The organism is Tianxiuia mixotrophica, from assembly GCF_050596425.1.
Lineage (GTDB): Bacteria > Bacillota > Clostridia > Peptostreptococcales > Acidaminobacteraceae.
The window spans coordinates 3,715,066-3,729,714 of the sequence record NZ_CP192292.1; the positions used below are offsets into that span (position 1 = coordinate 3,715,066).

Annotated in this window: 12 protein-coding genes and 1 pseudogene; all 13 read right to left on the minus strand. The window is 40.9% G+C overall.

Annotation, left to right across the window (positions count from 1 at the left end; genetic code table 11):
• Positions 1-96: 96 nt before the first annotated feature.
• Positions 97-1,743, minus strand: coding sequence for an ABC transporter ATP-binding protein (locus tag ACQ4KW_RS16505; RefSeq protein WP_430883540.1), 1,647 nt, complete (start codon positions 1,741-1,743; stop codon positions 97-99).
• Positions 1,740-2,222, minus strand: coding sequence for a GNAT family N-acetyltransferase (locus ACQ4KW_RS16510; RefSeq protein ID WP_430883541.1), 483 nt, complete (start codon positions 2,220-2,222; stop codon positions 1,740-1,742). Before ACQ4KW_RS16510 ends, ACQ4KW_RS16505 begins: the two co-directional genes overlap by 4 nt.
• Complete coding sequence (locus ACQ4KW_RS16515) at positions 2,182-2,772, minus strand: hypothetical protein (protein ID WP_430883542.1); 591 nt, start codon at positions 2,770-2,772, stop codon at positions 2,182-2,184. Before ACQ4KW_RS16515 ends, ACQ4KW_RS16510 begins: the two co-directional genes overlap by 41 nt.
• 17 nt (positions 2,773-2,789) lie before the next feature.
• Positions 2,790-4,112: a radical SAM protein gene (locus ACQ4KW_RS16520; protein ID WP_430883543.1), complete on the minus strand. Its 1,323-nt coding sequence runs from the start codon at positions 4,110-4,112 to the stop codon at positions 2,790-2,792.
• A 440-nt stretch (positions 4,113-4,552) separates the two neighbouring features.
• The gene (locus ACQ4KW_RS16525) at positions 4,553-4,663 is read right to left on the minus strand and encodes a Clo7bot family Cys-rich peptide (protein ID WP_430883544.1); all 111 of its coding nucleotides are present in this window, start codon (positions 4,661-4,663) and stop codon (positions 4,553-4,555) included.
• Positions 4,664-4,689: 26 nt separating this feature from the next.
• Positions 4,690-4,800 carry a Clo7bot family Cys-rich peptide gene (locus tag ACQ4KW_RS16530; protein ID WP_430883545.1) on the minus strand — a complete coding sequence of 37 codons (111 nt, stop codon included), beginning with the start codon at positions 4,798-4,800 and terminating at the stop codon, positions 4,690-4,692.
• A 148-nt stretch (positions 4,801-4,948) separates the two neighbouring features.
• A complete protein-coding gene (locus ACQ4KW_RS16535) occupies positions 4,949-5,293 on the minus strand; it encodes a LytTR family DNA-binding domain-containing protein (protein ID WP_430883546.1) in 345 nt (114 codons plus the stop codon).
• A 329-nt stretch (positions 5,294-5,622) separates the two neighbouring features.
• Positions 5,623-6,681, minus strand: coding sequence for a galactose/methyl galactoside ABC transporter permease MglC (mglC, locus tag ACQ4KW_RS16540; protein WP_430883547.1), 1,059 nt, complete (start codon positions 6,679-6,681; stop codon positions 5,623-5,625).
• A 16-nt stretch (positions 6,682-6,697) separates the two neighbouring features.
• Positions 6,698-8,215: a galactose/methyl galactoside ABC transporter ATP-binding protein MglA gene (gene mglA / locus ACQ4KW_RS16545; RefSeq protein WP_430883548.1), complete on the minus strand. Its 1,518-nt coding sequence runs from the start codon at positions 8,213-8,215 to the stop codon at positions 6,698-6,700.
• Positions 8,216-8,358: 143 nt separating this feature from the next.
• Positions 8,359-9,408, minus strand: coding sequence for a galactose/glucose ABC transporter substrate-binding protein MglB (gene mglB / locus ACQ4KW_RS16550; RefSeq protein ID WP_430883549.1), 1,050 nt, complete (start codon positions 9,406-9,408; stop codon positions 8,359-8,361).
• Positions 9,409-9,804: 396 nt separating this feature from the next.
• Positions 9,805-10,805 (minus strand): annotated as a pseudogene (locus tag ACQ4KW_RS16555) (substrate-binding domain-containing protein).
• Positions 10,802-12,580 carry a histidine kinase gene (locus ACQ4KW_RS16560; RefSeq protein ID WP_430883550.1) on the minus strand — a complete coding sequence of 593 codons (1,779 nt, stop codon included), beginning with the start codon at positions 12,578-12,580 and terminating at the stop codon, positions 10,802-10,804. The pseudogene ACQ4KW_RS16555 and the gene ACQ4KW_RS16560 overlap by 4 nt, the downstream one beginning before the upstream one ends.
• A 35-nt stretch (positions 12,581-12,615) precedes the next feature.
• A complete protein-coding gene (locus ACQ4KW_RS16565; protein WP_430883551.1) occupies positions 12,616-14,238 on the minus strand; it encodes a response regulator in 1,623 nt (540 codons plus the stop codon).
• Positions 14,239-14,649: the final 411 nt, after the last annotated feature.

Here is a 14,649-nt window from a genome sequence, read left to right on the forward strand (position 1 = left end):
CTCCGACAGCAAATTTCTTTCTCACATCCCTTAATACTCACACGCAAAAATAACCCGGCTGAATCAGTAGGGTTATTTTTGTGTGTCTATGTACTTTTAAGATGCGGTTCTATTTCGAACGCAAGTCATTGCACCAGGACTCTGCATTTTGAAAACAAGATCTGCATGGTCCTGCCACACTGGATCATGGGCAGCAACAATGATGAGCTTGTCTGTCTTTAGGGCCTTGATATGTGACACGATCAGGTCCTTGTTCCTCTGGTCAAGGGCTGAAAGAGGTTCATCTAAAACCCATATGGGAACCTGTTTATAAACAGCACTTATAAGGCTTTGCCTCTGCATCTCACCGCCAGAATAGGTGCTTGACTCTGCCGATATGAGAAAGCTCTTCTCAAGGGCTTCTACAAAATGTCTCTCTCGCTGACTTAGGATCTCTTTATTTTCACTCAATTTATTTTTTATACAAGGGTATACCTTGGCTTGCTGCTGGACATAAGCTGTCTGCTGTCTTAACATTTTCAGCCCCAACCTTTGGGGTTCTTGACCATTTGCCACTTCTATATGTCCCCTTTCCGGGCCATACAATCCACTTATAATATTCAGCAAGGTGGTCTTGCCACAGCCAGATGTCCCTTCAATGACAACAAGCCCCTTATCAGGTAAATCCAAAGATAAGTTTTTTATAACTGGGCTCTTATCATAGGTGAAGCTGATGTTTTTTAGAGACAGACCTCCTCTTGAAGTAAAGCCGTCAAAGTCAATTGACTTATCACCTATTTTCTCCTCAGGTTCAATATTCTCATAAGCCTTTATACGTCTTAGTATGGGGACAGCCTTATGAATGGCAGCCTTTTGTTGTACAAGCTCATAGACTGGCTGAGTGAGCAGTTGAAAATATAAGCCCAGCCCTATAACTGTACCTATGGTCATTTCACCATATAAAACCATGACACTGCCACCGCCATATAAGATGCAGAGTATTACAACCATAATGGCACTCGAAATATTTTGTATTCTGGCATTATGAAGCATGGCTCTTGTATTGATTTCTTTCACCTCGCCAAGGACTTGACTGAAGGCCTGTTCAAATTTCACTTCCAAGCCATATCCTTTAACAAGGGGCGCTGTTGTGACCAGGTCGTCTACATCCTTGCACATGGCATCATGACCCTTTTGTACGTCTTCTTGTATGACTTCAAAGGCCCGACTCATCTTTGAGGTCACCAGCATAGAGAGCAGGAAAAGACCAATGGATAGACTGGACAATATGGGGCTGAGCATGAGAAGCCCCACCACGATCATCATACAAATGAGTATATTTTTAATAATACCTACAGCCAGTTCTGAAATAATACGACCAGCCATCATGCCGTCTTGGCTTATTCTTGAGACCACTTCGCCACTTGTCTTACTTTCAATCTTTCGCATAGGTGCATATAGGATGCCCTTAAACATGCGGTTTCTAATGTCATAGGTCGTTTTTTCCCCAACTCGGACAAAAAGAGCGTCTTTAATATATGACGTAATCGGCTGGGCCAAACAAACAAGGCAAAATAGAAGTATTCCGGTCACTATAGCCTCAATGGAATCTGTCCCTATGACATTGTCAATGAGATGCTTTGAAATAAGAGGGGTTAAAAAGAGGGTTGTGCTGTATAGGACTGTAAAGAAAAGGCCCAGCACCTGCTGTTTATAATAGGGTCTTATATAGTCAAGTATTTGTCTTATAACGGGCATTTTCATGCTTTCACATCCTCTAAATCCTTAACAAGACGGTATCTATAAGGTTTGAGACCTACAAATTCAAGGAGTTTAATAACACGCTGATTGTGCTCAAACACATCGGCTGTTAAATACCGGACGCCAACTTCCTCAGCATAGTTTTGGGCTGCCATATAAAACTTATAAGCTGATGTGGCATTTCTATAGCCCTCTTTGACAAAGAAATGGAGAATGTAACCGTATTTTGCCGCATAAAAATAAAAGTCGGGTTCATGTATCCACACTTCAATATAACCAATAATCTGGCCTTCTACTTCTCCGACAAAGACCGCGCATTTATCATTTGACAAGGCATGTTTGTACTGGTCCTCTCCCCCAGAAAACTCTAAGGCACCCTCATAGTAGGGATCTGAACTAATCTGATCTTGATTGAGATCTGCCCAGAGCGCAACCAGTTCACTAATATCTGCTTCCTCCGCTTTTCGAATGTTTAATTTCACCTTCTACACCTCCTGAAATGCAGTCCCTTATAATACCACCTATATCCTGAGTTTTTAACATTTCCATAAGTCGACTTATGGATAAGTCATACAATGCCGTATCTTCATAGGTTAGGTCTTCCATGCAAAGGCCTTTTGTTGATCTTTTTTCATAATACTGATCTTGTCCAGATAAATATATGGCAAGACCTTCTGTGAGCCATATAGGAAGTGGCTTTTGGCATGCGCCCGCTATAAAACAATGAACCATTTCATGGACAAGGGTCTCTTCAAAGGTGCCCACATTGTTCGACATCCATAAATCCGGTGTTTTCATAACCACCTTGTCTTCAAAAGAAAAGGCACAGACCCAGTCAGGCAGGTCCAAGTCTTTTTGCATAGGTTGCCACTTGTTTCCCTCGTCCACAAGAAAGATTTTTATGGACATGTCTATACGAAAAAAATACTTAAATGCTTCATATTTTGACAGTACAAAATCTAAATCACATGAATGCTTTGACTCCAACCACATACGGCAATCTTCATCGTAAGCATCCCTTTCATTTTTCATGAGGTAAAACGCCAGCATCACTGCACGCCTTCTGGATTGTTATCACATGTTATTTCTATAATGTCCTTGATATTGTATTTCCACTTTTCGCAGTCAGGCTCTCCTCCAGCGGCCATGCCTTTATATGGGCACCCTCCCATACAAATGGGTAGGTACTTGCAGTCCTGACACTTGTCGTGGTCAAAAGGGGTCCACATCAAGTAATCCAGTCCCAAGTGGAACATTTTCTCATCTGGTGCATCAAAGCTTTGAATCATGGATACAGCCTTTTCTGGATATCCAACATCATTCCAGCACTTGTACATATGACCTTCAGGATCGACAACAAAGGCGCCTAGGGTATCTGCACAGCAGTAATTGGCTTCGACCCCTGGATAGTAGGGATAAATGTGAGCAAGCATGCCTTTGTCATATAAAAGCTTTTGAAAATCATTGTTAAGAGCCGCGTACTCTTCCATATCCAGACAGGACTCTGCAACGGAACTGCATACCTCGGTGTAGGCTGTTACATGCCCCAGGCCAGTCGGTAAATCTTGCAGACCATTATGAATTAATATATCTACAAGGTCGTGAACCTCTGAAAAATTTGTCCTATCAACATTGATCCTAATGTTGACATTCAATCCTTCCTCTTTGAGATGCTTGGTGTTCATAAGCACCCTATCAAAGGTGGAACCGCCCGTGCCTTTTAATATCCGTCTTTCATTATGGGTTTTTGGACCTCCATCAAGGGTAATCTGAGCCCCTGTGATTTTATATTTTTTTAGTCTCTCTATAACAGAAGCATTTATGCCATAACCATTGGTGACTATGAACGCACTATACTTTCTTTTATAGGTCTTGCGGATCTCCATAAAAGAAAGAGACAGTCGTTCAATTATATCTAGGGCCATGAGGGGTTCTCCCCCATACCAAGTGATTTCAATATCCCTGCCTCTGCTGGCCATCTTTTCAACATTTTCAATAAGAGCGTCTTGAACCTCTTTTGTCATGGCGCCCATGCCTGCATCCTCATAACAGTAAGGACAGGCAAAGTTGCATGCCAGAGTGGGGGCTATCGTCAGACCAAAAATGGACTGATTCATCTTCCCCATATAGTGCTGGTATTTCAGCAACTTTTTTTCATCTATATAATCTTCTACAAGAAATCCGGCGTCTTTCATGGCTTCAATAAGTGCCTGTTTGTCTTGACTTACTTGACTTGGCTCCAAGTCATCTATATTTCTGTATATGTTTTTAAAGGAGTCATCTATTTGCGCTAGTGCACAAGTCACTGTGTTAAAAACAGTCTCCTCCCCTTTATCTGTCACTGAAAAAATATTATATCTCGATGCCTTCATAGTTCCCCTCCAATATGTTGTATGCAATAACATAAAAGACTGTAGATAACTTTGCGCCCGCCCGAGTACATAAAATAAGTACACTCTTTATCCACGCATTTGGAAGTTTATCTACAGTCTCATGGGACTTGCAACCTACCTATTATGTCCTATTGAACATACTGTTTAATATGTATGTGCCGCACTGTATATTACACTTGTTGTGACACTGGGTACAACCATTGCAATAAGCAACTTGGGTCTTATTTGATGGAGAAACGATTATCTTCATTTCACCCTCCTATTCCCCGGGAAGTGCATCCACTAAACATACACTAAAACAGTTGTGTTGGCACACTGCAGAGCAGGCCTTTTCGCCACAGCCATTTTCACTGCATACATTGCAAAAAGCCAACAAATGCCTCGGTTTCGGTTTAACAATAATCTTCATATACACATCCCTAGTACGTGTTATATGGACATTGCGTGCCACAGCGGTTATAACAATTTGTACCGCAAGTCACACAAAAACCGTTGACCTTACGTCCAGTTCCTTTAACGATAAGCTTCATATTTTCCCCTTTCGGCTATAGGCGACTTAGTGTGTTTGATAAGCACATTGAGTCGCACAGCGATTAAAACAGTTGGTAGAACATACATTACAAAAACCAAGCGTTTTCTTCTTATCGCCTTTAACGAGAAGTTTCATCGAATCACCTCCAATGCTTAAATATATGTATATATTACAATTTATTCATAATATAGACTATAGAGTAAGCATCAGAGGTATTTATTGTTACTGAACGTCTGAATGCACGATTATTGTGCGAATATTCCGATTAAAACTTTTACTTTACCTAAACCAATACAAGATTCTCAACTAGAGCATTTCGATACCGCCGGCTCACAAGTGCCGTTTTATCGTAATCCTTAAAATGAACAACCCAAACATTATCCCGCTTGTCGATGGACCGCAACCAATCCAAATTGATGACAAAACCCCTGTGTGTCTGCACAAAACACGTTTCAGGAAGTTTGCTCCCGACACACTTTAAAGTCACATACGGTAGTTGATACACCTTATCCTTTGTATGCACAAATATGGTTCTATTTAAGGATTCCACGAAAAGGATATCTTGAATATCAACCCGTACAAATTTTTCTTTGAGATCCAACATTAAATATCTGTGTACATCTTTCATAACACGACTCCTTGACTCATTTGTGTGGCGTACTAGGGATAATGAAATTTTATCATTTACTTGGGAAATACAGTATCAATAGATCACGATTTTACATCTTCCGACTTTTAATCATCATCATTCACTATAAAAATACTCCGAAATTATAAAGAATTACGCTTTATAACTCTTTATACTGAGCGACTTGCCAAATATCATTCAAGCTCCCTCGCTATATACTAAAAAAAGAACTCCCCGCTAATGATTAGCGAAGAGCCCCTTTTAATGGAGTATATTTGTTGCTTTGGAGGAGAAGGCTGTCTAATGAAGCCAGCTGCTTCAAGCATACCTTACTTTTTCTTAAGGTGTTTACGGTTATCAATTGCAACCGCTGCAAGGATGATTAGACCCTTGATAATAAACTGTAAATATGGGTTAACACCAATAAAGGATAGACCATACGCGATTACTTGGAATATAAGAACACCTGCAACGATGCCGGAAATAGAACCGATACCACCATCAAAGGATAAGCCACCTACGATACATGCCGAGATCGCATCAAGCTCGTACATGTTACCTGTGTTGTTTGTGGCTGTACCGATACGTGCGGCTTCCAGAGCTCCACCAAGTCCGTACAGCATACCTGCTAGTAGGTATGTTAAGAGGATAAACTTCATAACATTTACACCCGAAACGATTGCCGCTTCTTCGTTGCCACCAATGGCAAATATGTTTTTACCGAAAGTTGTTTTATTCCAAAGTACCCAGACCACACCGACCATAATGGCTGCGTAAATAACCAGATACGGTATTATAAATCCGTTGACATCAAAGAATCCTTGGGCAAATCCTGAAAACTTTGTATCAAGACCACCAATTGGCTGTGCGCCATATGGAGGGCGGTCAAAGTAAATGGAGTTAAGACCATATGCTATAACCATCATACCCAATGTTGCAATGAATGGATCCAGCTTAAACTTTGCCACCATGAATCCACTGAACATACTCAACAGACCACAGATAACCATTACAAGAATGATTGGTACGAAAATAGGCAGTTGTGGCAAGTCAGGATACATGCGGTAGGCATAATCCGGAGCTTGTAGCAATGAAGCAGAAATTACAGCTGCAAGACCGACCTGGCGACCAAGAGAAAGGTCTGTACCACCTAGTACGATGATTCCACCAACACCAAGGGCCATGATCATACGCGTTGATGCCTGTGAAAGAATGTTTCTAAAGTTTCTAATGGATACAAAGTCTGGTGATAAAGCAATAATAACCAGTAGAAGTGCTAGTAGTATAAAGAAGATTGCCTTGTCCATCATGAATTGACGAACATCTTCAAAAGTTAAGTTTTTCAAACGTTCTGATAAAGATTCATTTTCTTTTTTGATTGTGCTCATTTGCGATGCCTCCTATCTATAAGTACATGGCTGATAGCCGTAGTATTTCTTCCTGTGTTACATCTTTTGTATCGACGATACCAGCCAACCGGCCATTACTCATAACCAGGATTCTATCTGCAACGCCTAAGAGTTCAGGCATTTCTGATGAAACCATGATGACACCTTTGCCTTTATTGGCAAGATCTATCATCAGTTGATAAATTTCGTATTTCGCACCAACATCAATACCTCTTGTCGGTTCGTCCATGAGCAGAACATCTGGTTCTGTTAGAAGCCATCTGCCTACAATAACTTTCTGCTGATTACCACCTGATAAGGACTGAATCTTAGTCTTTTGGGATGGTGTCTTAACACGCATACTGTCAATAACCCAATCCGTATCACTCGTCATACGTTCCTCATTAAGAAGCTGATTGCCTTGCACATACTCCTTAATATTGGCGATGGTTGTGTTAAAACGGATATCCAGGTCACCAAATATACCTGTTGCACGTCTTTCCTCTGTAATCAGTGCAAAGCCATTGTTGATAGATTCTCGCGGCGTATTGTTACTAATTTCTTGACCCTTGAAATAAATTTTACCTTGAGATTTATGTCGCAGACCGAAAATTGTTTCAATAAGCTCCGTTCTTTTAGAACCCACAAGACCTGCGATACCTAGTATTTCGCCTTCACGAAGTTCAAAGGTTACATCTTTCACTGAATTCTCTACATAGGATGTTAGATTTTCCACCTTCATCATCACTTCACCAGCCTTATTTGTCTTTGGCGGGAAACGATGGGTCAGGTCACGACCAACCATAAGGTTGATAATTTCATCTGTGGTGATGTTGTCAATTGATTCTGTTGCTATCCACTGACCATCACGCAGAACGGTCACATCATCTGAAATTTCTTCAATTTCTTCCATCTTATGCGAAATATAAATAATGGCAACGCCACGCTCTCTTAATGAACGAATAATTCTAAATAAGTGCCCCACTTCTTTTTCTGTTAGAGACGATGTTGGCTCATCCATTACTATAACTCTCGAATTATATGAAACAGCTTTTGCGATTTCGACCATCTGGCTCTCAGAGACTGGCAGGTTCCCAACCTTTTCTCTAGGATCAACCTTGATGTCTAGCTCCTCGAAGATTTTTTTTGTTTCTTTGTACATCTTTTCTTCATCTACGAATAAGCCTTTTTTAGGAAAACGCCCAAGCCATATATTATCCATGACTCGTGTTGACTGAACCTGGTTCAGTTCCTGGTGTACCATTGACACGCCGTGGTCGAGGGCATGTCTTGAGGATGTGAATTCCACTTCTTCACCATCCAAAACTATCTTACCTTCATCTCTTCTGTAAATGCCGAACAGGCATTTCATCATTGTTGATTTTCCGGCGCCATTCTCACCCATAAGCGCATGCACAGTGCCTGGGCGCACTCTCAGATTAACGCCGTCTAGCGCTTTTACCCCCGGGAAGGTTTTTGTCAGGCCGATCATCTCGAGTAAGTACTCCGAATTCGTTTTTTCATTGTTGTGCATAAATGCCACCTCCCTCGAATCAGGGCTTTGCTGGCTTGTGCCTCAAAGCCAAATTAACTCATACTACATAGTCGTTGTATACTTGAAGAAAAATCCGAGATGTGCTGGGCACATCTCGAATTTCCCAATCATTTTAATCGTTCTTATTCGTATGCTTTTTCAGCAAATTCAACATTGTCAACAGTGATTGCTACGTAAGGTACACGTACCGCTTTGTTTTCGTCAAACTTCCACTCAGTGCCTTCTAGTGGATCTTTGCCCATAGCCACGTTGTGTACTAGATCAAATGTTGCTTTACCTTGGTTTTTCGCATCATTTAGAACTGTACCAGCCATGAAACCAGCTTTGATTTGTTCTAGAGCATCTGGAATAGCGTCAACACCTACAACTGGCATGTACATATCGCCTTCGAAGTAGCCATTAGCATTTAGAGACTGAACAGCACCAAGTGCCATTGCGTCATTGTTACAGATTACAAACTCAATGCCGTCGCCATGCTTAGAAATCCAAGCATCCATAAGTTCTTTACCTTTTACAGAATCCCACATACCAGTTTGAAGCTCAAGTTCTTCAACTTTTACGCCTTTTTCTACAGCTGTATCAATAGCGTATTTTGTTCTTGCTTCAGCATCTGGGTGACCTGGTTCGCCCTTCATTAATACATAAGACATAACGCCATCGCCATTGCGGTCCCATTCAGGGTTTGCTTTCCACATTTCAGCAATCATTTCACCTTGGATAACGCCAGCTTCTGCTGATGCAGTACCAACATACCAAGTCTTGTCGTATGACTTAAGTGCTTCTGCGGAAGGTTCCTTGTTGAAGAATACAACAGGCATATCTTCTGCTTTTGCTTTTGCGATGATTGTTTCAGCAGCTTGAGGGTCAACTAGGTTGATCGCAAGTGCCTTAACACCTTTTGAAATCATCATGTCGATTTGGTCATTCTGTGTTGCTTGGTTGTTCTGCGAGTCGTTAAGAATCAGTTCAGCATTGCCTTCAGCCGCTGTTGTGATTGAACGACGTACGAATGACATGAAGTTGTCATCAAACTTGTAGATTGTTACACCAACCTTTGGCATTTCTTCAGTTGTTTCTTCTCCACCGTCTGCCGCAGGTTCTTGGTTAGGACTACATGCTGCCATTGAAAGCGCAAGGACCATAACCATAAGAATTGAAATCCACTTTTTCATTTTTTATCCCCTCCGTAATAAGTAAACGTTTTCAGACTGATATGTATCGGCCTGTTGACAAGTTTATCTTATCACCAGAAATCGTTTTCAAGAATCCAATATCTTGACCATAATCATAGAATTCTTGTTCAAATTATTCATAGTTTGTTCATAAATTCACGACTTCATTGTCATTTTCGAAACATTTAGGAAAACGTTTGGAATATAAAAAGCGAGCGAACACCTTGCGTTCACTCGCTTCTATTTTGACTATATAGTTCACACCATATACACATTTGTACTTTTATTGCATAAGGTTAACACTTTACTTGTAAATGGCTGACTATTTATGCATAGAAATCAATCACCCTCGCGGTAAAAGATCCTTTTGATCCTGATCCCTCTTGTCTAAGTCCACTAATTAAATGGAAATATGAGTTTTTCATTTTCTGGATCATATAGGTTCTCGGCATTGATTGTGACAGTATCCACTTGTATGTCCTTGTCTTCAACCGCAATGAGCCTCTGAGAATCTATGGCTTTTTTGGCTTCTGAAACCCCCAAGTACCCCATGTTAAATGGGTTTTGCACAATGGCATTATCAATAACACTGGACTCAAGGTATTCAATTTCTTGCGGTGTAGAGTCAAAACCGATTACAGGAATTTGCTTACTTTCTGGATATGTGGCCACTTCTTTGGCAATACCCAAGGTGGAAATGGCATTTAGACCAATAAGGACATCTGGCGGTCTAAGCTCGTTAAGCATAAAGTCCGTGATTTGAGAGGCCAACTTGACATCTGACATAGAGTACATGGTGTCGCGTATGACAATGTCACCGTACTGGCCTAAATGATCACGAAGGCCTTTTTCTCTTTCAATGGCATTTTCACTGCCCGAAACAAAACTGATAATGCCCACTTTTATATTGGTGCCTCCAAGTTTAACCGCTATTTCTCCTAGGCGCTGACCCGCTTCATAGTTGTTTGTGGTAAAACTCTTATAATACTTCCAAGTGTCCACCATGGAGTCTATTAGAACAACAGGCACTTTTTTTCATAAGCATAATCAAGGGCTGGCTCAAGTAAAAACAAGTCTGACGGCGCCAAGACAATGGCCTTATATCCCCTGTCAACGGCTGTGCGGATCATTTCGCCCTGACTTTTGTAGTCCGATTCTTCTTCTGGTGCAAAATAATCAATGGTTACACCAAACTCTTTTGCAGCTATTTCCGCCCCCATGTTAACTGTCTGCCAGTATTCACCATGTTTCATTTTTAAAATAAGAGCCACATTAACTGGTGGTTTCTCTTCTAAGTCTCCCACATTTTCTGGGGAACTTATATTTATAAGCATAAGCATGCCTAGAATTATAAGGGCAGACATGGTCCCGATAAATACCACGCGTCGATTGATCATGACTCGTCCCCCCTTATGGCTGGAATGGTTATGGTTATTTTTGTACCCTCTTCAATTTCACTGTCTATGGAGATGCCATACTCCGCCCCATACATTAGCCGTACACGCTCAAAGACGTTCATAACGCCTACCCCACCAACTTTTACACCATTTTTCTCTCGGTTGCCATCTTTCTTGAGAAGTTCAGAAGCCACTTCACTAGACATGCCAAGTCCATTGTCCTCAACTTCAAAAATGAGATTGTCGTGGTCACCGTCTTCTTTCAGATAGGCTCGAATAATGATCTCACCTTCATCCACCATTTGCCTTATACCATGGTAAATGGCGTTTTCAATGATAGGCTGGAGTATGAGCTTTTGTGTTTTGTAATCAAGAACACTTTCCTCAATTTCAAAAATATACTCAAATTGATCCTTGTAGCGCATTTTTTGAATGGTTAAATAATTTTCAGCATGGGCCAATTCTTCCTTCACACTGATTACGTTGCGCCCCCTGCTGATACTAATCCTAAATAGACGGGCCAGGGCTGTGACCATTTTTACAACTTCCTGCTGCTTACCACTTTCGGCCATCCATATAACGGAGTCAAGGGTGTTGTAGAGGAAGTGAGGATTGATTTGAGCCTGGAGAGCACTTAACTCACTTTGACGTTTCGATTCCTGCTCAGAAACAACTTGATTCATCAGACTCTTAATTTGTGATGTCATTAAGTTAAAACGTCTGGCAAGCTGGACAACCTCGTACTCCCCCTGAACATCTAGGCGAATATTAAAGTCTCCTTTTTCCACAGCCCGCATGGAGTCTTCTAGTTCGGCAATGGGTTTGGTTATACGGTCTGTCATATAAATTGACACAGAAATAAAGATAACCATGCCCAGGGCCAGGGTCAAAAGAATAAACTGGGTCAAGTCGCGCTGGGCAGCAATTAGATCTGATAAATAATAGGCCCCGACAAGTTTCCAGTTAACATGACGAGCAGGGTAAATGGTGAGAATTCGACTGTCGCCCGACAGGTCATTTTGCACAAAACTACCATATTCCCGCTCAGCAACCCCACTTAGATTTTCCCTTTTCACACCAGAGTATATAAGCTGTTGCTGGTGGTGATAAACCAAATTATTGTCATTATCGAGCAAGAAGACGTATCCTTTTTTACCGAGGGTGACATCATTGATCAGGTCTTCAATGACACTGAAGTTCATGTCAATCATAAGGACGCCCTCTTCTGTGGTCTGATTTATACGGTAGCTGACCTTCCGACTCAGAGTGATGACCCAGGGGTGTCTGTTTTTGTAAAGGTTCTGAACATGGGGTGGCGATATGTGGATGTCTCCTTTTCCACTAATTGCTGATTGAAACCACGTTTCTTCTTTAACATTTGCAGTGTCTTTTAATCTTAAATTGGTGCCCTCATACAGGAGTTTGCCCCTTGTTGTGAACATGGAGACGGACAAAATATCTGTCCGTGTCCGCATAAGGGTTTCAATATCACGGTCAAGTTCTGGAATATTGAGTTCCTTAAATTTATTGATGTCAATCACCAAGAGATTTGAAAGATCTATCATCCCCTTTAAGTAATTATCAAGGTTTCTTTCTACCTGTTCCATGATTTCAAGACTGTTTTCACTCAAATTTTCTCTTGATGTCTGTATGAACTTTTGATTGAGGGCAAAGCCCACGAAAGTCATTGATAGTATGATGACCGCCGCAAAACTCATTGCCAAAATGAATCGAAATCCTGTGACTCGAATTCCGGCGCGTTTAATCCAGTCCATATCGTCTCCTCAACTTTTGCTGTGTGCCTGTCGACCTATGCCTTTCTATTTTTTCGCATGGCTGTCGGCGACTGTCCGTAGAATTTTTTAAATGAATAGCTAAAATAATTGGCTTCGGCATATCCGATTTTTTCAGCAATTTCAAAGTTTTTAAGGTCGGTTTCTAAAATATATTCCATAGCCTTTTCCATTCTCACCTCTGTCAGAAACTGAATAAAGGTCATACCTGACTCTTTTTTAAACATCCGACTAAAGTAAGAAGGGCTTATATGGAGCATTTGGCTGATGGTGTCTAGGTTAAGATCAGAATCATGATAATGGCTTTTAACGTGTTCTTTAGCTGTTTCCACCATTCTTTGAATCCCACTCATCCTATTTTCCATAATATTTTGGTTTAGAATCAAACACGTTTTCACAAACCAGGCTTCGATGTTATCAAGAACGGAAAGTTCTTTCATTAGGGCGAAAATGTTTTCCCCTTCCTCAACAAGATCCGTTAAGTTCAAATTATGAGACCTCGCAATTCTAAGTAGAGAGGTCAACATTTCGTTAATAAAGAGTCGACAATCCAAATAAGAAATTTCTTCATCCCTCATAACCTGAAAATGTTTGTGAATGACCGATTCAATTTCAGCCTCTGATCCAGCCCGTATAACCGTTCTGATTTCTCGATCCATGTCTTCACTAAATGTGAGCTGTCCATGATCTTTGGGAAGAAGGTCATTGATCCATAAAAGGCGGTTTGACCCCTCAACAAGCTGGTGTTCTAAGGCGCCAAGGGCACTTTTATATGAGTCTGGCAAACTCTCCAGAGAATCAACGATTTCTCCCACCCCTATTGTAACCGTCATGGGATGGGTTTTTTCAATAACCATTCTTATTTCCTCTAGAACAGAAAAGGCAGATTTTATGTCTTTCGATGGCACCGGTAAAATCATGACTGTTTCTCCACCCGTACGCATAAAAGCAATACTGTCATGTGTCTTACCTATTCTTTCGCATGTCTCGTAGACTGCATAACCGTGAAGTTCCTTTTCCTCCAGTGGCGAAATTGACGGACTGCCTTCTAAGGTGTTCTCTTTCTGGTCTAGATTATGCTTGACCACTGCCACAACATGATTGCCCTCTTCCAGGGTGATGTTAAATCGTCTGGCTCTTTCCAGGGTATCTTTGTCGCCCATGCGTTCAGTGATCAGTGCATTTAGAAACCTCTCCTTCAAGATAGGTAAGCTTTCCATATACTCATTTCTCAACTTTTCTAAATCGGCATTGCGAAGCTTTTCTTCATCTAAAACCATTTTTAGGCGTTCCAGTATATCCATGAGCTCATCAGCCCCAAAGGGCTTTAGAATGTACTCCATAACATTATAGCGTATGGCCTTTTGCGCATAGTCGAACTCGTCAAAACCAGATAGAATCATGAGTTTTGTGGCTGGATAATCCCTTGAAATAATTTTAGCCAGTTGCATGCCATCCATAAATGGCATCTTAATATCAATAATGGCCACATCTGGATTGATTTTCTCCATAATTTCAAGAGCCTCAAGACCGTTCTCAGCCTCCCCCGCAATTTCAAAGCCCGTTTTTGTCCAGTCAATTTTCGAAATTATGCCTTGGCGAACCTCAGCTTCATCATCAACAAGTAATAGTTTATACATTCGTGCCCCCTATATATCTGTCATCAGCTTAAGGCATATACCTGTTTCACTGTGTAAAATATCACAATAGCCAACAACTTATTTATACCACTTTATATGCGACCTTGTCTAAAACTTAAGGTCCTTTCACCCTTAATAAGTTTTTTCTACTAATTTTACTTTATATCCTCTTTATAATCGTCTAATTTTTCTGACATTTGCAAAAACTAAACAATTGTGCAAATCATATAATACTACATAGTCCCCCCATGCAGGCAAGTTTCAACAAAGTATGTCCTGTAGCCACTTTGGCAATCTATTAGATAAAACTAACAAGAATATTTTCCCTGTAATAATTATACAACACGCAGAACACATCGGTCACTACATACACATATATGGACCTTATTTTCTTTAGTAAGACCATCCTCT

Coding starts and splice junctions, on each gene's coding strand:
- mglA (WP_430883548.1), bottom strand. CDS start 8,215: ATGCACAACAATGAAAAAACGAATTCGGAGTACTTACTCGAGATGATC.
- ACQ4KW_RS16515 (WP_430883542.1), bottom strand. CDS start 2,772: ATGAAAAATGAAAGGGATGCTTACGATGAAGATTGCCGTATGTGGTTG.
- ACQ4KW_RS16520 (WP_430883543.1), bottom strand. CDS start 4,112: ATGAAGGCATCGAGATATAATATTTTTTCAGTGACAGATAAAGGGGAG.
- ACQ4KW_RS16530 (WP_430883545.1), bottom strand. CDS start 4,800: ATGAAACTTCTCGTTAAAGGCGATAAGAAGAAAACGCTTGGTTTTTGT.
- ACQ4KW_RS16565 (WP_430883551.1), bottom strand. CDS start 14,238: ATGTATAAACTATTACTTGTTGATGATGAAGCTGAGGTTCGCCAAGGC.
- ACQ4KW_RS16505 (WP_430883540.1), bottom strand. CDS start 1,743: ATGAAAATGCCCGTTATAAGACAAATACTTGACTATATAAGACCCTAT.
- ACQ4KW_RS16560 (WP_430883550.1), bottom strand. CDS start 12,580: ATGGACTGGATTAAACGCGCCGGAATTCGAGTCACAGGATTTCGATTC.
- ACQ4KW_RS16525 (WP_430883544.1), bottom strand. CDS start 4,663: ATGAAGCTTATCGTTAAAGGAACTGGACGTAAGGTCAACGGTTTTTGT.
- mglC (WP_430883547.1), bottom strand. CDS start 6,681: ATGAGCACAATCAAAAAAGAAAATGAATCTTTATCAGAACGTTTGAAA.
- mglB (WP_430883549.1), bottom strand. CDS start 9,408: ATGAAAAAGTGGATTTCAATTCTTATGGTTATGGTCCTTGCGCTTTCA.
- ACQ4KW_RS16535 (WP_430883546.1), bottom strand. CDS start 5,293: ATGAAAGATGTACACAGATATTTAATGTTGGATCTCAAAGAAAAATTT.